The 18,834-nt window shown below is 66.3% G+C and carries 18 protein-coding genes; 2 read left to right on the top strand and 16 right to left on the bottom strand.

Annotation, left to right across the window (positions count from 1 at the left end):
- Positions 1-64 precede the first annotated feature (64 nt).
- The 12 genes from recX to rlmE form a co-directional block, all read right to left on the bottom strand.
- Positions 65-553 carry a recombination regulator RecX gene (gene recX / locus ACCQ10_RS08815; RefSeq protein ID WP_372362811.1) on the bottom strand — a complete coding sequence of 163 codons (489 nt, stop codon included), beginning with the start codon at positions 551-553 and terminating at the stop codon, positions 65-67.
- Between the two features lie 250 nt (positions 554-803).
- Positions 804-1,838, bottom strand: coding sequence for a recombinase RecA (gene recA, locus ACCQ10_RS08810; protein WP_372362810.1), 1,035 nt, complete (start codon positions 1,836-1,838; stop codon positions 804-806).
- Positions 1,839-2,010: 172 nt separating this feature from the next.
- Complete coding sequence (gene lexA, locus ACCQ10_RS08805; RefSeq protein ID WP_372362809.1) at positions 2,011-2,652, bottom strand: transcriptional repressor LexA; 642 nt, start codon at positions 2,650-2,652, stop codon at positions 2,011-2,013.
- Between the two features lie 92 nt (positions 2,653-2,744).
- Positions 2,745-4,421, bottom strand: coding sequence for a 2-polyprenylphenol 6-hydroxylase (ubiB, locus tag ACCQ10_RS08800; RefSeq protein ID WP_372362808.1), 1,677 nt, complete (start codon positions 4,419-4,421; stop codon positions 2,745-2,747).
- A 578-nt stretch (positions 4,422-4,999) separates the two neighbouring features.
- Positions 5,000-7,522 (bottom strand): TonB-dependent receptor, encoded by a 2,523-nt coding sequence (locus tag ACCQ10_RS08795; protein WP_372362807.1) that lies wholly within the window; start codon positions 7,520-7,522, stop codon positions 5,000-5,002.
- Between the two features lie 265 nt (positions 7,523-7,787).
- The gene (locus ACCQ10_RS08790; RefSeq protein ID WP_372362806.1) at positions 7,788-8,282 is read right to left on the bottom strand and encodes a CinA family protein; all 495 of its coding nucleotides are present in this window, start codon (positions 8,280-8,282) and stop codon (positions 7,788-7,790) included.
- A 365-nt stretch (positions 8,283-8,647) separates the two neighbouring features.
- Positions 8,648-9,967 (bottom strand): ribosome rescue GTPase HflX, encoded by a 1,320-nt coding sequence (gene hflX, locus ACCQ10_RS08785; protein WP_104580130.1) that lies wholly within the window; start codon positions 9,965-9,967, stop codon positions 8,648-8,650.
- An 11-nt stretch (positions 9,968-9,978) separates the two neighbouring features.
- Entirely contained in the window at positions 9,979-10,257 is a 279-nt protein-coding gene (hfq, locus tag ACCQ10_RS08780; RefSeq protein WP_005915027.1) for an RNA chaperone Hfq, read from the bottom strand.
- 77 nt (positions 10,258-10,334) lie between these two features.
- A complete protein-coding gene (miaA, locus tag ACCQ10_RS08775) occupies positions 10,335-11,318 on the bottom strand; it encodes a tRNA (adenosine(37)-N6)-dimethylallyltransferase MiaA (protein WP_372362805.1) in 984 nt (327 codons plus the stop codon).
- Positions 11,318-12,220: a dihydropteroate synthase gene (gene folP / locus ACCQ10_RS08770; RefSeq protein ID WP_372362804.1), complete on the bottom strand. Its 903-nt coding sequence runs from the start codon at positions 12,218-12,220 to the stop codon at positions 11,318-11,320. The genes miaA and folP overlap by 1 nt, the downstream gene beginning before the upstream one ends.
- Before the next feature lie 129 nt (positions 12,221-12,349).
- A complete protein-coding gene (gene ftsH / locus ACCQ10_RS08765) occupies positions 12,350-14,290 on the bottom strand; it encodes an ATP-dependent zinc metalloprotease FtsH (protein ID WP_039404201.1) in 1,941 nt (646 codons plus the stop codon).
- A gap of 58 nt (positions 14,291-14,348) precedes the next feature.
- Positions 14,349-14,981, bottom strand: coding sequence for a 23S rRNA (uridine(2552)-2'-O)-methyltransferase RlmE (gene rlmE / locus ACCQ10_RS08760; protein ID WP_047694093.1), 633 nt, complete (start codon positions 14,979-14,981; stop codon positions 14,349-14,351).
- 65 nt (positions 14,982-15,046) lie between these two features.
- On the opposite strand from rlmE, the gene yhbY reads away from it, so the two are divergent.
- Positions 15,047-15,352, top strand: coding sequence for a ribosome assembly RNA-binding protein YhbY (gene yhbY / locus ACCQ10_RS08755; RefSeq protein ID WP_047694092.1), 306 nt, complete (start codon positions 15,047-15,049; stop codon positions 15,350-15,352).
- A gap of 16 nt (positions 15,353-15,368) precedes the next feature.
- Complete coding sequence (locus tag ACCQ10_RS08750) at positions 15,369-15,743, top strand: Mth938-like domain-containing protein (protein ID WP_372362803.1); 375 nt, start codon at positions 15,369-15,371, stop codon at positions 15,741-15,743.
- A gap of 186 nt (positions 15,744-15,929) precedes the next feature.
- Here the strand turns inward: ACCQ10_RS08750 and ACCQ10_RS08745 are convergent, their stop codons facing one another.
- The 4 genes from ACCQ10_RS08745 to surE are packed head-to-tail and all read right to left on the bottom strand — an operon-like array spanning position 15,930 to position 18,792.
- Positions 15,930-16,709, bottom strand: coding sequence for a peptidoglycan DD-metalloendopeptidase family protein (locus tag ACCQ10_RS08745; protein WP_372362802.1), 780 nt, complete (start codon positions 16,707-16,709; stop codon positions 15,930-15,932).
- On the bottom strand, positions 16,706-17,320 hold the full coding sequence (locus ACCQ10_RS08740) for a YqaA family protein (RefSeq protein ID WP_047694088.1): 615 nt from the start codon (positions 17,318-17,320) through the stop codon (positions 16,706-16,708). Before ACCQ10_RS08740 ends, ACCQ10_RS08745 begins: the two co-directional genes overlap by 4 nt.
- Positions 17,321-17,338: 18 nt before the next feature.
- Positions 17,339-18,016, bottom strand: a complete 678-nt coding sequence (locus tag ACCQ10_RS08735; RefSeq protein ID WP_047694086.1) for a protein-L-isoaspartate(D-aspartate) O-methyltransferase — start codon at positions 18,014-18,016, stop codon at positions 17,339-17,341.
- On the bottom strand, positions 18,013-18,792 hold the full coding sequence (surE, locus tag ACCQ10_RS08730) for a 5'/3'-nucleotidase SurE (protein WP_104580124.1): 780 nt from the start codon (positions 18,790-18,792) through the stop codon (positions 18,013-18,015). The genes ACCQ10_RS08735 and surE overlap by 4 nt, the downstream gene beginning before the upstream one ends.
- Between the last annotated feature and the right edge of the window lie 42 nt (positions 18,793-18,834).

Raw genomic sequence — 18,834 nt, 5'->3', positions numbered from 1 at the left:
ATGAAATGTGGGCGCAGAGGAGCGGAACAACCTGAAACCACGAAGGGTAGCAGGCCTGACGCCCTCAGTCCTCAAGGTCGAAGCGGGTGGCGCGACGAATGCAGTCGCCGTCGAAACCGCGCCTGGCCAATAGATCGGCGGCCTTGCGCCGCTGCGGCAGATCGACCGGCCCTTCTTCACCAAACCGGCGCCGGATCAGATCACGTGCGTTCTCGATCCAATCGCCTTCAAACGTGGCCATGGCAGCACTGACGGCATCGCTATCCAGGCCATGGGTTCCCAGCTCGGCACGGATGTGCAGCGGGCCATAGCCCGACCCGGCGCGGTTACGGACCACTGCTGCGGCAAACCGGGCGTCATCCTGCCAACCTTCGCCCGCAAGCCGCTCGACCGCGGCCTGTGCGACCTCCGGCTCGATCCCGCGCGCCAGTAGCTTTCGGTTCAATTCCTTGCGTGAATGCTCGCGTCGCACCAGCAGGCCGAGTGCGCGCTGGACCGGCGTCTGCTCCTTGAACCGGCGTCCCCGCTTTGGTGCGGGTTCTTGCTCGTCCATCGTGACGTGTCCCCCTAACGCTGAATCAATGCGCCCTCCGTGGCGCCTGCCCTCCTGGCCTTCGATAGATCTACCGCGAGAAGCAACGGCACTGACTCCGCCGTCCTCGCGATAGAAAAACTTGGCGCGTCACCTGCAGCTGGCTAACAAACTGATCGAAAGCGCTTGAGTCCGCCGAGTCCATCACCGGACCCGGCCGGCCGTCTGCAGTGCCAACGCACCTGTCGCAGCCGGCCGCCAGCGGTTGCGCTTATTCCTTCTCAGCGTCGTCGCCTGCTTCGCGGGGCGCTTCGGCGGGCTGGAACTTCTCGCGCAGCTCTGTTTCGAGCTTGGCAGCGACCTGCGGGTTGTCGCGCAGGTAGCCACGCGCATTGTCCTTGCCCTGACCGATACGCTCGTCGCCGTAGCTGTACCAGGCACCCGCCTTGTCCACCAGCTTGGCTTCCACACCCATGTCGATCAGTTCGCCTTCGCGGCTGATGCCTTCGCCGTAGAGGATTTCGGTCACGATCTGCTTGAACGGAGGCGCCAGCTTGTTCTTGACCACCTTGATCTTGGTCTGGTTGCCGATGATCTCGTCACCCTTCTTGATCGCGCCGATACGACGGATGTCCAGGCGCACGGAGGCGTAGAACTTCAATGCGTTACCGCCGGTGGTCACTTCCGGGCTCTGGCCCGGCATCATCACGCCGATCTTCATGCGCAGCTGGTTGATGAAGACCACCAGCGTGTTGGATCGCTTGATGTTGCCGGTCAGCTTGCGCAGGGCCTGGCTCATCAGGCGTGCCTGCAGACCCGGCAACTGGTCGCCCATTTCGCCTTCGATTTCCGCCTTCGGGGTCAGTGCGGCCACCGAGTCGACCACCACGATGTCCACCGAGCCCGAGCGCACCAGCATGTCGGCGATTTCCAGCGCCTGCTCACCGGTATCGGGCTGCGACAGCAGCAGGTCGTCAACGTTGACGCCCAGCTTGGCGGCATAGATCGGATCCAGCGCGTGTTCGGCATCGATGAAGGCAGCCGTCCCGCCCTTCTTCTGGCACTCGGCAATTGCCTGCAGGGTCAGCGTGGTCTTGCCCGAGGATTCCGGGCCGTAGATTTCCACGACGCGGCCCTTCGGCAGGCCGCCGATCCCCAGTGCGATGTCCAACATCAGCGAACCGGTCGGAATGATCTCGACCGCCTCGATCACGCGGTCGCCCATGCGCATCACGGAGCCCTTGCCGAATTGCTTTTCGATCTGGCTCAGTGCGGCGGAAAGGGCGCGCTTCTTGTTCTCATCCATCTGGGTGATCCTTGTCAGTGATTTCGGTGTGGAGCTAAAGTAGCGGCGGTGTATCGCACAGGCTGAGACTGGCGGCGACACACTCAGATTAACGATGCAGACCCTGCGCTGGCAGCGGTGAATCCTGCGCTACCGGCTGAGAAAAAAGCCAGCGCGCACATCGGCGCAATCCTTAGCGATTGGGCCTCAGCAGCCCGCAATACAGGCCTTCGATGGCGAAATCCTGATCCGGCAGCACTTCGATCGGCGCATAGTCCGGGTTGCGCGGCAGCAGCCGGATCCGGTCCTTGCCGATCTTGAGCAACTTGACCGTGATCTCTTCCTCGATCCGGGCCACCACGATCTGCCCGGAGCGGGCGTCGCGGGTGCGGTGCACGCCAATCAGGTCGCCGTCGAAAATGCCCTCGTCGCGCATGGAGTCGCCCTGTACCTTGAGCAGATAGTCCGGTGAGGGCGAGAAGAACACCCGGTCGAGCACGACGAAGTCGTCCGAGCCGATATCGGCACCAATCGGCAAGCCCGCCGCCACGCGGCCCAGGACGGGCAAGCGCAGCACATCGTCGCGCGCCGGCTCGCTCACCGGCGGCGTGCGCGGCGGCGCGCCCTGCCCGGCCAGCCGAATCCCGCGCGCCTGTCCCGGCACGCGGCGGATCGCCCCGGCCTGCTCCAGGGCCTCCAGGTGATATTGCGCGGCACGCACGCCCTTGAAGCCGAAAGCGCGGGCGATTTCGGTCTGCGAGGGCGGAACGCCGTCGGTCTCGATGCGCTCGGCGATCAAGGCCAGAATGGCTTGCTGGGTATCGGTCAGGTCCATGGTTAGTAGTATTACTACTAACGGCACGCGACGCAATAGCCAGAGGCTGCGGTCGTTCGGCTGCGGTCGTTCGGCTGCGATGACCGGCTCCGCTATCGCCGGCTGCGCCAGATCGAGAACAGGATCCAGATGCCGCACAGGCCGGCACCGATGAACCCACCGACGCCCAGCCCGAGCAGCCAGCGGCTAGCGCTACCGCCGACGCTGTTCATGACGATCGACGAGCCGATCACCAGCGCGGCGGTGACGATGCCCATGGTGAGGCGATTGGCAGCGCGGTCGACCTGGTCGCCGAACTCGCGCAAGGCGCGCGTTTCCACCTGCAACTGCAGCTTGCCGCGCCGCGCGGCCTGGATCAGCCGCTTGAGATCGCGCGGGAGATCGCCGATCAGGTCGATAGCGCCGGTCACGGTGCGACGGCTGCGCCGCAACATGGCGCGTGGTGCATAACGCTGCACCACCACACGCTCCAGATAGGGCCGCGCTTCGGTGGCCATGTCGAAGTCCGGGTCGAGCTGGCGCCCCATGCCTTCGAGGGTGAGGAAGGCCTTGATCATCAGCGCCAGATCCGACGGCAGCGTCAGGCCGTGATCGCGCAGGATCGCGGTGACGTCGCCCAGCATCGCGCCGATGCGCAACTCCTTGAGCGGCACGCCGCGGTACTCGTCGACGAAGGCTCCGATGTCCTGCTGCAAACGCGCCTCGTCGATATCCAGACTGGTCCCTGCCCACTCCAGCAACACGTCGATGACCGCGTCGGCGTCGTAGCTCACCATGCCATGCAGCAGCTGTGCGACCTGAAACCGACGCTGCTCGGACACCCGCCCGACCATGCCGAAATCGATGACCGCGATCCGGCCATCGCGCAGGTAGAAAATGTTGCCCGGATGCGGGTCGGCGTGGAAGCAGCCGTGCTGCAACACCATCTTGAGCACGATGCCGGCGCCGGCCCGCGCCAGCGCACGGCGGTCCAGTCCCGCCGCATCGACTGCCTGCAGGTCGCGCCCGGGGATGCCGTCGATGAATTCCTGCACATTGAGCGACTCGCAGGTCCACTGCCAGTACACCGCCGGCACCACCACCTGCGGGTCGTGCGCGAAGTTGGCGGCGATGCGCTCGGCATTGCGGCACTCGGCGGCGAAGTCGAGCTCGCGCCGCAGTGAAACGGTGAACTGCTGCACCACTTCGGTCGGGCGATAGCGCTTGAGATCCGGTGCGCGTGTCTCGACGATATCGGCCAGCCGCGCGAGCAGGCGCAGATCCGCATCGATGGTGTCGCCGATGCCGGGGCGAAGGATCTTCAACACCACCGGCGTGCCATCGGCCAACCAGGCGCGGTGGGTCTGCGCCAGCGATGCAGCGGCCAGCGGGTGTTCGTCCAGGCGCGCGAAGACGGTGTCCGGTTCGGCGCCCAGCGCGGCCACCAGCTGGGGGCGGACCTGCTCGAACGGCAATGCGGGCACCGCGTTCTGCAGCTCGCTCAGCTCGTCGATCCACTCCGGGGGCAACAGGTCCACGCGCGTGGCCAGCACCTGGCCCAGCTTGACGAAGGTGGGCCCGAGTTCTTCCAGTGCGCGCCGCACGCGCACCGCCGCAGACATGCGCAAGCGACCTTCGGCGTTGTTCCAGTGCAGCAGCCGGCCGGCACGTTCGAGCACATCGGCCAGCCCGATCCGGCGCACCACATCGCCGAAGCCATACCGGATCAGGACCGCGGCGATTTCCTGCAGACGCCCGAGGTCACGGACGGTGCCCAGCGCTTCCCACATCAGTGCACCGCCTGCATGTAGCGGGCTGCGTGACCGTGCGCGCGGAACGGCGGCGGTGCAGGCGACCTGCGGGCATCCGGTCTATTCGCCTGCGGTCGATGCCATCGCCAGCATGTCTCCGCTGGCGCTGGACGCACGCAGCGCGCGTCAGAAACGCATGCCTGCAGGGCGACATCGGAACGGTCGCTGCATCCGCGTGCGTGCAACGCAACAGAACACACCGCAGCGGCCGCACAGCCGCCAGAAAAAACGGACGGCCACGCATCATCAACGGCAGTGGAAAGCAGCAGCAACATCGGCACGCAGGTCGGCAGGCAGACCCTGTTTGTAGCCGATCTCGGCGACGCTGTCGCGTCTTTGGCCGGGCCCAGGTTTGGCGCGACTCACAAATCGCGGCAGGCAGCAGCCAGGCGGATCTGGGCAGCGCAGACCGCCGGATGCAACCGGTTCGGCCCATTCGGGGCCGCGCCCGCGCCCGCTCGACGGCAGCACAGCGGCCTGCTGTCGCTCCAGGCAGGCAGGACTGCGCCTGTGCACCGACTACCGCGTGCGGGCAGTGGCGCGGTGTTGCGATGCGCTCAATAACGCAGCCGCAAGGTCACCCCATAGGTCCGCGGCGCGCCCAGGAACGCGTTCCAGGAGCCGGCCTGCAACGGTGTATCGATGACGATCTGTCGATAGGTTTCGTTGCCCAGATTCTCCGCCCAGGCTTCCAGCAGCCAACGCTTGTCGTCTGCACCGATGCCCACCCGCGCATTGAGCAAGGTGTAACCGGGTTGCGCTTTTTGCGGATCCAGATCCGAGCCGGCGTTGTACTCGGAGCTGTATTTGGCTCCGACGTTGGCGCGACCGGTCAAGCGGTTGCCCAATGCGTGCTCGTAGGTCACCGACAGGTTGGCCGACCAGCGCGGCGCAAAGCTCGCTCGGCTGCCGGGCAGCAACGCCAGCTCTGCATCGGGCAACACATCATCGCCATAGGTGGTGTCTGCATAGCTGAGCCCGCCCTGCACCATCAGCCCGGGCAAGGCGCCCTGCCAGAGCACTTCGGTATCGATGCCGCGCGACACCACGGTGGGAATGGCGCGAACCACGAAACTGGTGCCGAGAAAATTGTTGAGCTGGAAGTCGCTGAAGTCCTGGTAGAACAGCGCTGCGTTCACCAGCAGGTTGCCGCCGAGCCAGGTGGTCTTGGCGCCGAGTTCGTAGCTGTCGACGAATTCGCCCGGAAACGAGGTGTCGTCCACCGGCAGGATGCCTTGCACGCCGCTGGACAGGCCGTCGGAAGATTGCACGCGGTCGAGGTTGAAACCACCGGCCTTGTAGCCGCGCGCCGCCGACGCGTAGGTCATCAGTGATGCATTCCAGCGATACGCCAGCTTGGCGGTGCCGGACCACTCGCGTTCGGTGCGGCGCTGTTCGGTCAGGCGGCCGGCGTGGGCGATATTGGTCCAGGGCAGACAGCTGAAGCCGATGACCTGCGGCGCAATGGAAGGCACTGCAGCTGCGGGCACGCCGCGCGAGACGAGCGCAGCGCCGATGCGCCGCAACGCTGCCGGATCCACCTGCCCGTCGGAGGCAAAATAACTCGCGCAGGCCGGGCTCCCATCGGGGTTTTCAAACGCCGAGCGCAAGGCCTTGTGCTCGTAGGTATAGCGCAGGCCGACCACCACATCCAGCGCATCGGTGGCATGCCAGGTGTTGTTGGTGAACAGCGCGGCGCTGGTGCCGTCCTGCCGAAACCGGTCCTGGCTGCCCTGCCCGCGAAACAGGCTGCCGGCGGGCAGGCCGGTCGTATCGGCGAGAAAACGCGTTGCGTCGGCGCGTGCTGCCAATGCCGGATTGATGCGTGCAAGCATCACGCTGGACAGATAGGGCTCGTAGGCGCTGCCAAACCGGTAGGACTCGTTGCGGTGCAGGGTTTCGTCGGCATAAAACGCGCCGACCAGCCAGTCGACGCGCTCGGTGGACCCGGCCAGGCGGAGCTCCTGGCTGAAGGTCCTGAACTTGGTGAGCATCTCGTTCTCGCGCGCCTGGCGGTAGAGGATGTCGGCAGCGCCATAGTCGAAATCCAGGCCGTTGACCGACTTCCAGTCGCGCAGCGCGGTGATCGAGGTCAGCACTGCATCGCTCAGCCAGGGCGTGGTCCAGTCGACCTGCGCCGACACGCCCTTGTCACGGATGTCCTGCGCCGTGCTGCGGTTGCTGTAGGCGCGCCTGCGTTGCGGCTCTGCACGCGGGCTCGTGCCCTGCCCGCCAGGCGCCAGCGCATCGATCAGGGCGGCAGTGGGGCCACGCTCGGTGGTCACGGTGACGCAGCAGTTTTCCTTGCGACTGGTGGCATCGGCGGCAAGATTGATGTCCAGATCATCGCTGGGCTCCCACAACCACTGCACCCGCACAGTACGCAAATTCTGGTCGCCATCATCGGTTGCGGTACGGGGGCCGGCACCGGTCACCACCTGGTCGAAGCCGTCGCGACGACGTCTGGCTGCATACACGCGCAACGCACTGGTCTCGCCCAGCGCGTCGTTGAACGCGCCCGCCACGCCGAGCGCACCGTAATTGCCCGCGGTGATCTCGGCATCGGCACTGCGGGTGAAACTGGGGCGACGTGTGACCACGTTGATGACGCCGGCAGAGGTGTTCTTGCCGAAGACGGTGCCCTGCGGTCCTTTCAGCACTTCGATGCGTTTCAGCTCGCCCAGGTCGGCAAAGCTCACGCCATTGCGTGCACGCGCCACCCCGTCGATGACCACGCCGACCGAAGATTCGAGCCCAGCGTTGTCGCCCACCGTGCCGATGCCGCGGATGCGTGCAGTGGTCTGCGCTGCGCTCTGGCTGCTGGTCACGATCAAGCCCGGCACCAGCACCTGCAGTTCCTTGATGTCGTGCACGCCGCTGTCCTGCAGCAGTTGTTCGGGCAAGACCGACACGACCACCGGCACATCCTGCAGCGATTCCTCGCGCTTTTGCGCAGTCACCTTGAGCGCAGCCAGGGTCGCCGGCTCATCAGGCACGGTCTGCGCCGAGAGAGGCCGTGCGGGCAGCGCTGCCAACAGGGCAAGCGCCAGCACGGTGCGGTGGTGCCGTTGCATATCCATGAGTGTCCCCCGACGAGATCGCGTGCGCTGCCTGCAGCCAGTGCCGCAGCTATGCGCGCGGTGCCACCTTACCGGGTTCGACGCCCTGTCGCGTGCCACCAGCGGAATGCGCGGAGCGCCCGACGAACGCGGGCCGCACGCAGGATGCATGCAAGCCATGCGCCGCCAGCGGCAGGACTCATCGGCAATGGAGAACGGCAGTGCCCACGCTCACACTAAAGTCGCAATGCCCGCGATCCGCCGCGCGAGATGCCTGCTCGCGGAATCAAAGCAGTGCGCTCAGCCCACGCAACGCGGCCACCACGGTCTGGCGCCGTACCGCATCGCGATCGCCAGCGAACTGGAACAGATGCGCCGTGGCGTAGCCGCCGCGCCGCTTCCAGCCGATCCACACCGTGCCGACCGGCTTGTCGTCGCTACCGCCGCCCGGCCCGGCGATGCCGGTCACCGCGACTGCGATGCTTGCACCGGAGTTGACCAGCGCGCCGGAGACCATTTCGATCACGGTTTCGCGGCTGACCGCACCGTGCACTTCCAGCGTCTGTGGTCGCACGCCCAGCAAGGCCTGCTTGGCCTCGTAGCTGTAGGCGGCCATGCCGCAATCGAACCAGTGCGACGAGCCGGCGACATCGGTCACTGCCTTGGCGATCCAGCCGCCGGTGCAGCTCTCGGCCGTGACCAGTCGCTCGCGCGCAGCAAGCAGTTGCTGACCCAGGGTTTCGGCCAGCTGCTGCAACTCGGAATCGGCGGACAAGGACATGGGCACGGCGATGAAGGAAGGCAGCGGACGTTTTAGCCCAATTCGCAGCCCCTGTCTGCGGCTGGCCCGGCGCGCCGGCCCCGGCGGCGTAGCCGCGATTCAGTCGCACTGTGTTGCCTGGCAGCGGAAGCGAGGGCATGGCGTGCACAACGGCGCTCGCTGCGCCGCCGCTGCGGCGATATGACGTCCATCCGCCGCCGCCACGCCAATCCTTTCCAGACCGCCCTGCTCCAGCTTGCGCCGCCGCTGCAGCCCACCACGGGTGATCTGCAGCCGCGCCGGCGGAGACTGGTGCGCAGCTCGCCCATCAGCGCACGGGCGATGACCTGGCAAGGCGGCTTGCGCAGCAGCCGTAAACGAAGGACCTAGGTTTCCCAGTCTTCCCGGCGGTCCGGCAGCATCGCGCGCAGCGGCGCGCCATCGTCGCCTGCGGCAAGCCGCTCGGCTTCGACCATCGGCAGGTCGACGTCGAGCAACCAGCCGTCCTCGTCAGCCTGCTCGCCGCGGACCACTTCCAGCTGGTGCAGCTTGGAACGCAGGCGGCCGGCCGACGGCGGCAGCCGCAGTTGCCCGGTCACATGACGCAGATCCAGGCGTTGGCCGAGCGCGTGCTGCAGCTCTTCCAGACCGCGGCCGTCGCGCGCGGAGATCCACACGCGCTCGCGGCGCGCCGGGTCGGGAATCCCGTCCTGCGCGTCGTGACGCACTTCGGCGCCGTCGATCCTGTCGATCTTGTTGAACACCAGCAGCTGCGGCAGATCGCCCGCACCCACGGCATGCAGCACTTCGTCGACCTGCAGGATGCGCTCTTCGCGCAGCGGGTCGGCCGCATCGACGATATGCAGCAGCAGATCGGCCTCGCGCGCCTCCGACAGGGTCGAGCGGAACGCGGCCACCAGTTCATGCGGCAGATCGCGCACGAAGCCGACCGTATCGGCCAGGATCGCACTGCCGCCCGGCAACGCAATGCGGCGCACGGTGGGGTCCAGGGTCGCGAACAGCTGGTCGGCCGCGTAGGCGTCGGCGCCGGTCAGTGCGTTGAACAGCGTCGACTTGCCGGCATTGGTGTAGCCCACCAGTGCGATGCGCGGCAATTCACTGCGCAGACGCGCGCGGCGCATCTGATTGCGCTGCACCTCGACCTTTTCCAGCCGCTTCTGCAACTGCTCCACGCGCTTCTGCAGCAGGCGGCGGTCGGTTTCCAGCTGGGTTTCGCCGGGGCCACGCAGGCCGATCGCACCGCCGCGCTGGCGCTCGAGGTGGGTCCAGCCGCGCACCAGCCGGGTGGCCATGTGGCGCAACTGCGCCAGCTCCACCTGCAGCTTGCCTTCGTGGCTGCGCGCACGCTGCGCGAAGATATCCAGGATCAGCCCGGTGCGGTCGATCACCCGCCGCTCCAGGTAGCGCTCCAGGTTGCGCTCCTGGCCGGGCGACAAGGTGTGGTTGACCAGCACCAGATCCGCGCCGGTGGCCTCGGCCGCCGCCTTGACCTCTTCCAGCTTGCCGCTGCCGATCAAGGTCGACGGGCTGGGTTTGTCGATGCGCGCGGTGAGCGTTGCCGCCACCGTGGCGCCCGCCGACTTTGCAAGGTCGGCGAACTCTTCCAGCACATCGTCCTCGGCAGGCCCACCGGAGTGGGTCTGAATCAACAGCGCGTGTTCACCCTTGCGTGAGCGATCAAACACGCACTACTCCATTACTGCTCGACGTCGTCATCTTCCGCTTGATTACCTTCATTGGATTGCACGTACCCACCACCCGGCCCCACGCGCACATTGCGCGCCGGCACGACCGTGGAGATGGCGTGCTTGTAGACCATCTGACTCACCGTGTTGCGCAACAGGACCACGAATTGATCGAACGATTCGATCGTGCCCTGCAGCTTGATGCCGTTGACCAGATACACAGAGACCGGCACTCGCTCGCGCCGCAGCGCATTGAGGAATGGATCCTGTAAAGATTGCCCCTTAGCCATCGAAAACTCCTCGTCGTTCTTGTTCTTATTGTCCCGGTCGACACCCGCCATCCCCAGCCGGCCCCGGAAACGGGATGTTACACGCCTGAAGGCGACTGCACAGCGGGACGATGAGCGAGGAAGCCGACAAGTGCGTCATCCAATCGATGCCGATCACGCTCCGGGTCGAACCAGCGCGCGTCGAGCTCGCCACGCAGCCAGGTGAGCTGCCGCTTGGCCAGCTGTCGGGTCGCCTGCACCGCCTTGTCACGGAATTCGGCCAGGCTGCCGGCCCCATCCAGATACTCCCAGGCCTGGCGATAGCCCACCGCGCGCACTGCGGGCAGATCCAGCGGTGCGGCCACCGCCTGCATCTGTGGTAACGCCCGCAACTGCCGCACCTCTGCCAGAAAATCCTGCGCCAGCATCGCGTCCAGGCGGTGTTCGATGCGTGCATGCAGCACCGCACGCTCGCATGGCGCCAGTACCACCTTCAGCACCCGAACCGGCAGCCGCGGCCCCGGCGGTAGCGCCTGCCAATAACTGATGGGCCGCCCGCTGACGCGGTAGACCTCCAGCGCCCGCTGGATCCGCTGCGGATCGGCGGCGTGGATGCGTGCCGCCGCGACCGGGTCTACGTGTGCCAGCTGCGCGTGCAAGCCGGCCCAACCGAGCTGCTCGGCCTCGGCCGCGATGGACGCGCGCACCGTCGGGTCGGCCTCGGGCAATTGCGACAGGCCTTCCAGCAACGCACGGAAATACAGCCCGGTGCCACCGGCGAGAATCGGCAACTTGCCGCGCGCCACGATGTCGTCGATCGCCTTGCGCGCATCGGCGGCGAATTCGGCGGCCGAATAGACCTGCCAGGGATCACGCAGATCGATCAGGTGATGCGGCACCGCTGCCCGCATGCCGGCATCGGGCTTGGCCGCGCCGATGTCCAGCCCGCGGTACACCAGCGCCGAATCGACGCTGACGATTTCCCCATCCCAGCGCTGTGCAGCCTCCAGCGCCAGCGCAGTCTTGCCGCTGGCAGTGGGGCCCATCAGGGCGATCGCCAATGGGCGTTGGTCGGCAGGCATCAGTCCTCGTCCGGCCAACGGATCGTCGGCGCGGCCGATGCACTGACGCGCGGGACGGGAATGGCCGCCATGGCGTTCCACACCTTCAACGCATCCACGGTCGCCACCACATCGTGCACGCGCAGCAGCAGCGCACCGTGCTGTGCGGCGATCAGATGTGCCGCCACCGAGCCGTGGATGCGTTCGGCGGCGATCTCGCGCCCGGTCAACTCGCCGATACTGCGCTTGCGCGACAGCCCCGCCAGCACCGGCAGGCCGAATTCCTGCAGTCGCTGTAGCTGCGCCAGCAAGGTGAGGTTATGTGCAGTGGTCTTGTCGAAGCCGAAACCCGGGTCAAGGATCAGCCGTCGCTTGTCGATGCCGGCCATCTCGGCGGCGAAGATGCGTTCGGCCAGAAACCGGTGCACCTCACCGACCACATCGTCATAGTGCGGCGCGTCCTGCATGGCATGTGGCGCGCTGCGCGCATGCATCAGCACCACGGGGACGCGCAGGTCCGAAGCCGCCTCCAACGCTCCGGGCGAACGCAACGCATGGACGTCGTTGATCATGCCGGCGCCGGCCGCGACCGCCGCACGCATGACCTCCGGTTTGAAGGTGTCCACGCTGATCGGCACGCCGGTGCGCTGCGCCAATGCCTCGATGACCGGAATCACCCGCTGCAGCTCCTCTTCCACCGACACCGCTGTAGCGCCCGGGCGGGTGGATTCGCCGCCGATGTCCAGCACCGCGGCGCCCTGTTCCACCAGCAACAGCCCATGCGCGATTGCCGCTTCGCAGGTCGCATGCTGGCCGCCGTCGGAGAACGAGTCGGGCGTGACATTGACGATCCCCATCACCTGCGGTGCATCCAGTCGCAGGCTGCGGCCGGCGCAATCCAGTTTGAGGGCGGTATCGAACATCGGGCGGTGTCTCCGTGGGGTGGCTGCGATCGCTCGCACATGGGCCTTGATGCAGCCCGATAACGCATCAAGGCCGGGAATCGCTTCCCGGCCTTGATGGATGCATCTGCAGATCGGCGTTTGACCGGCTCAGATCTGCTCGGCGGGTCCGGCGATCGGCGGCAACGGACGCGGGCTGCCCTTGTCGTTGTTGTTGCCACCGTCCTTGTCGGACTTGCCCCAACCGGCCGGCGGCGGCGGCTCGCGGCCTTCCATGATGGCGTCGATCTGCGGTACGTCGATGGTTTCGTACTGCAGCAGCAGCTGCGACATGGCATGCAGCTTGTCCAGATTCTCGGTGAGGATGGTCTTGGTCTTGCTGTAGGCCTTGTCAAGGATCGAACGCACCACTTCATCGATCTTGCGCGCGGTCTCGTCGGAGACGTTCTTGTGCTGCGTCACCGAACGGCCCAGGAATACCTCGTCCTCTTCCTCGCCGTAGGCCACCGGGCCGAGCTCGTCGGACAGGCCCCACTTGGTGACCATGTTGCGAGCCATCTTGGTGGCCCGCTCGATGTCGTTGGACGCACCGGTGGTGACCTTGTCGCCGCCGAAGATCAGCTCTTCGGCAACGCGACCGCCGTACAGCGAGCACAGCTGCGATTCGATGGCGACACGGTTCATCGAATAACGGTCGCCTTCCGGCAGATACATGGTCACACCGAGCGCGCGACCGCGCGGAATGATGGTGACCTTGTAGACCGGATCGTGCTCCGGCACCAGACGCCCGACGATGGCGTGGCCCGCCTCGTGATACGCGGTGAGCGTTTTTTCGTCCTCGCTCATGGCCATCGAACGACGTTCGGCGCCCATCAGGATCTTGTCGCGGGCACGGTCGAAGTGATCCATACGGACCTCCTTCTCGCCGCCGCGCGCGGCAAACAGTGCCGCCTCGTTGCACAGGTTGGCCAGATCGGCGCCGGAGAAGCCCGGGGTACCGCGCGCAATGACCATCGGCACCACGTCGTCGGCCAGCGGCAGCTTGCGCATGTGCACGCGCAGGATCTGCTCGCGACCCTTGACGTCCGGCAGACCGACCACGACCTGGCGGTCGAAGCGGCCCGGACGCAGCAGCGCCGGGTCCAGCACGTCGGGGCGGTTGGTGGCCGCGATCACGATCACGCCTTCGCCACCCTCGAAGCCATCCATCTCGACCAGCAACTGGTTCAAGGTCTGCTCGCGCTCGTCGTGACCGCCACCCAGGCCAGCACCGCGATGACGGCCCACCGCATCGATTTCGTCGATGAAGATGATGCACGGCGCGTGCTTCTTGGCCTGTTCGAACATGTCGCGCACGCGGCTGGCGCCGACGCCCACGAACATTTCGACAAAATCGGAGCCGGAGATACTGAAGAACGGCACCTTGGCCTCACCGGCGATCGCCTTGGCAAGCAGCGTCTTGCCGGTACCCGGCGGGCCCACCATCAGCACGCCACGCGGAATCTTGCCGCCCAGCTTGGTGAACTTGGTCGGGTCACGCAGGAAGTCGACCAGCTCGCCGACCTCTTCCTTGGCCTCGTCGCAACCGGCAACGTCGGCAAAGGTGATCTTGATCTGGTCTTCGCCCTGCAGCTTGGCGCGCGACTTGCCGAAGCTCATCGCGCCCTTGGCGCCACCACCACCGCCCTGCATCTGGCGCATGATGAACAGCCAGAAGCCGATGATGAGAATGACCGGCAGGAAGTTGAGCACCAGCGACCAGAAGCCCGGCCCGGTGGACGGCTTCTGGCGGGTCATTTCGATGTTCTTGCTGTAGAGCACGTCGACCAGCTTGTCGTCGCGCGGACCGTAGACGGTGGCTTCGCTGCCGTCGGTGCGCTTGAAGCGGATCGCATTGACGGCGAGATTGGTCTCGTCGGTGTAATCCACCGACTTGACGCGCCCGGAGTCAACTTCTTTCAGAAACTGGGTGTAAGTGATCGAGTCGGCACCGACGCCACCCGCCATCCGCGGCGAGAAGCTCTGGAAGACAACCATCAGCACAACTGCGACGACCACCCACAGCAGCAGATTCTTGGTCAAGTCGTTCATCCTCATTGGCTCCGGTGCCCTCTACTCTTATGCTTGAAATACGGTGGTCATTGGCAGCTTACTTGATCTGGACACGCTTGCCCTGACCGAGCGCATAAACTTCCGGGGAGCGCTTGCGCGAGGCCGCCGGCTTGCGGATCGTCACCTTGTCATAGCGGCGGCGAAGCTCGCGAATGTAGTCGTCGGATCCCACACCCTGGAACAGCTTGATCAGGAACGCCCCGCCCGGTTTGAGGTGGGTATCGGCAAAGTCCATCGCCAGTTCCGCCAGGTGCATCATCCGCGGTTGGTCGACCGCATCCATGCCACTCTTATTGGGGGCCATGTCGGACAGAACAAGGTCCACCGGCACATCGCCCAACATCGCTTCGAATTGCGATAGGACGGCCTGCTCCCTGAAGTCGCCGTGAAGGAAGTCCACCCCGGCCAGCGCCGGCATGTCCAGGATGTCCAGCGCCAGCACCCGGCCGCTGTCGCCCATGGACTTGCGCACCTGCTGCGACCAGCCGCCGGGCGCGGCGCCCAGATCGACGACGACCATGCCCGGTTTGAGCAGCCGGTCGCGCTGCAGCAGCTCCTCCAGCTTGTAGGCCGCGCGCGAGCGCATGCCTTCGGCCTGGGCCTTCTTCACATAAGGGTCGGCGAAGTGTTCCTTGAGCCAGCGCTGGCTGCTTTTACTGCGGGAAGGCATTGGCAAAGGGGTCCGAACGGGCGGCCATGATACCCTGAACACCCTTTGCTTCCCTTCGATCCTGCATGTCCATTGTTCTCACCTCCGCCCAGAACCGTTTCCTGCGCGGCCAGGCCCACGACCTCAAGGCACTGCTGCAGACCGGCGGCAAAGGGGTCACACCGGCATTTCTGGCCGAACTCGAGGAAGTGCTCGAGCGGCATGAACTGATCAAGGTGAAGGTCGCCTCCGAGGATCGTGAGACGCGCGATGCATTGATCGCCGAGCTGGTCGAGCAGACCGGCAGCGCTCTGGTGCAGCGGATCGGCCACGTCGCCATCCTGTACCGCCCCAGCAAGGAAAAGCGCCAGATCGTGCTGCCGCGCGGCTGAGCCAGACGAGTTCGTTATGCCCCTGAGCCAGGAACATCCCGATTACGCCTATGCGCTGCGCGCGGCCGATGGCCGCCATGCCAAGGTCAACGACCAGATCCTGCAGCAGAGCTTCATCCTGATGCCCGATGTGCTGGTGGAGCGCTGGCCGGTCCAGACGCTGGAGCAGCTCCAGGTCAGCCACATGGAGGCGGTGCTGGCAATGAACCCCGCCGTGATCCTGCTGGGCACCGGCGATCAGCAACGCTTCCCCGACGCGCAGGTGCTGGCCGCCTGCCTGACCCGCGGCATCGGGCTGGAAGCGATGACCAACGCCGCCGCCGCGCGCACCTACAACGTGCTGGCCAGCGAAGGCCGCCGGGTGGCGTTGGCGATGGTGTTGCCGGGCTAATCGGGTGAGGCGGGATTTGGGAATCGGGATTGGGGATTCGTAAGAGCGGGCTGTAGCGAGCGGCGCGTTTATTCGCCTACCCCGGACCGATGCGTCACCAGGTGACCAGGCGAAACGTACCCGATGCCCGGGCATGAACAGCCCAAGGCGGTTGCGAATCCCGAACCCCGAATCCCAACTCCCCAATCACTTTTTCGGCAAGTACAGCAGCGGATCCACCGGCTTGCCGTTGTAGCGGATCTCGAAGTGCAGCATGTCGCGGGCGGCGCCGCTGCGGCCCATTTCGGCGATCTGCTGGCCGGCCTTGACGCTCTGGCCCTCGTTGAGCAGGCGCTTGCGGTTGTGGCCGTAGGCCGACAGCCACTGGTCGTTGTGCTTGATGATGATCAACTCGCCGTAACCGACCAGGCCGGCGCCGGAATACACCACCACGCCATCGGCAGCAGCACGCACGGCCTGGCCGCTGGCACCGGCGATGTCCACGCCCTGCTTGGTGGTTTCGCCGGTGACGAAGGTGCCGACCACCACGCCGTCGGCCGGCCAGCGCCACGCAAACCCGCTGCTGACCGGTGCGGCGACCGGTGCCGCCGGCCGTGGCGGGACTACGGTGCCGGCAACCGGGGCGCTGCTGCTGCCGGGCTTGCTGGCACCTGGCGGATACAGCTTGAGGGTCTGGCCGGGATAGATCGTGTTGGGCGAGGACAGGCCGTTCCACGCGGCCAGATCCGGCGCGGTGATGTTGGTGCGGCGCGAGATGGCATACAGGGTGTCGCCACGCTGAACGGTCACCGTTGCACCGGGGCGCGGCACCGACGGACGCGGCGCCGCAGATGGACGTGCGGACGAAGAACCACCACCGGCTCCCGGCGATCGCACCACCGTGGCGCTGCTGCAGGCGGCCAGCCCGGCCGCCACCATGAGCAGGACTGCTGTCTTGCGTACCGAATTCATCTGCAACTTGCTCATCCGTTGGTTGTCTTCCACACCAGCCACCCTGCTCCCACCGCCAGCACAGCCATCGCTACCCAGCCCAGCGGCTCGATCCAGCGATGCAGCGCGGCTTCGGCGCGCGCACCGCCCAGCCGGATCGCGCCGGCGACCAGATACACGCGCTTGCCGCGACCGACCAGCATGCTGGCGATGAACGGCAGGATCGGCACGCCGACCACGCCCGAAGCCCAGGTAAAGATCTTCAGCGGGATCGGCGTGAAGCCGACCAGCACCAGGGCCCAGAATGCCTTCCACGGCGACTCGGCCACCAGCGCGCGCAGGGTTTCGATCTGCGCCTGGATCTTTGCGCTCCAGCCCAGCCATTCAATCAGCGGCTGCAGCGCGGCGAAGGCGAAGTGGCCGAGCAGATAGCCCACCAGCGCGCCACTGAGCGAACCGATCAGGCTCAGCGTGGCGAACCATAGCGCGCGCTTGGGCTCGGCCAGCGACATCGGCGCCAGCATCACCTCCGGCGGCACCGGAAAGATGAAGCCCTCCACGAAACTGAGGCCGGTCAGCAGCGCCGGAGCGCGGCGGTGGCGCGACCAACGGATGGCCACGTCGTACAACGGCCCGAAAATCTTCATCGAGGAACTCTCATGGGGTCAATCCAGCATGCCCGACAACAGCGGGACGAACGTGACCGGGGCCAGAACCTGTTGTGCGATGGCGCCGTCGGCATCACGGGTGAGTTGCACCAGCGACTGCGAGGACGCACCGCCCACCGGTGCGACCAGACGTCCGCCGACCGCCAGCTGATCGACCAAGGCATCGACCAATGCCGGCGCAGCGGCAGTGACCACGATGGCGTCGTACGGGCCATGCTCGGGCCAGCCGATGCGGCCATCGTCATGTTTGCTGCGCACGTTCATGCCCAGATGGCGGAAGCGCTTGCGCGCCTGCCGCAGCAGGTCGCCGATGCGCTCGACCGTGTAGACCTCCAGGCCCAGCGCCGCGAGGATCGCGCCCTGGTAGCCGGAGCCGGTGCCCACTTCGAGCACCTTGGTCGGCGCCACCTGCAGCACCGCCTCGGTCATGCGCGCCACCACCCAGGGCTGGGAGATGGTCTGGCCATGGCCGATCGGCAGCGCGGTGTCTTCGTAGGCGCGCGAGGCCAGCGCTTCATCGATGAACAGATGCCGCGGCACGGTGCGCATGGCGTTGAGCGTGGCCTCGTCCTGGATGCCGGCCTCGCGCAGGCGCTCGACCAGGCGGTCGCGCACGCGCTGCGAGGTCATGCCAATGCCTACCGATTCCGGTTGCAGGCGCAGCCTCGGCGTCATGCCGGTCCATCCAGCGCAGCGGTCAATCCGCCCACCCAGCCAGCCACGGTGTCCAGCGCCTGGTAGCGGGTGAGATCGACGTGGATCGGCGTGATCGAGATATGCCCGGTACGCACCGCATGGAAATCGGTGCCGGCGCCGGCATCCTGCTCGGGGCCGGCCGGGCCGATCCAGTACACGGTGCGACCGCGCGGATCGCGCTGCTCCACGCAGGGCTCGGACCGGTGACGGTTGCCCAACCGGGTGACCTCGAAACCAAGCACATCCGACCAGGGCAGATCCGGCACGTTGACGTTGAGGATGGTGTCGGCGGGCAACGGGTCGGCCTTCAGGCGAGCGACGATTTCCACCGCAGCGCGCGCGGCGGTCGCATAGTTGTGCGCCTGGTGGTTGTGGGTGACCAAGGACACCGCAACCGCAGGCAGGCCGAGGAACCGGCCTTCCATCGCGGCGGAGACGGTGCCCGAATAGATCACGTCGTCGCCCAGATTGGCCGAGTTGTTGATGCCCGACACCACGATGTCCGGGTCGTAATCCAGCATCCCGGTCAGGGCCAGATGCACGCAATCGGTCGGGGTACCGGCCACCGCGCAGGTCTGCGCATCGATGCGGCGGGTGCGGATGGGTACATCCAGGGTCAGCGAATTGCTGGCGCCGGAGCGGTCGCGGTCGGGCGCGACCACCATCACTTCATGACCGGCATGGCGCAGCGCCTCGGCCAATACCTGGATGCCGGGGGCGTCGACACCGTCGTCGTTGCTAACCAGTACGCGCATGGGACTCCTCGGAAAACCGGGCCATGATACCGGATGCGTCCC

Source organism: Xanthomonas sp. NCPPB 1325 (assembly GCF_041477645.2).
In the GTDB taxonomy this organism is placed as follows: Bacteria; Pseudomonadota; Gammaproteobacteria; order Xanthomonadales; family Xanthomonadaceae; genus Xanthomonas; species Xanthomonas cannabis.
The sequence above is the reverse complement of the archived record's forward strand: the minus strand, read 5'-3'. Positions and strand labels throughout refer to the sequence as shown.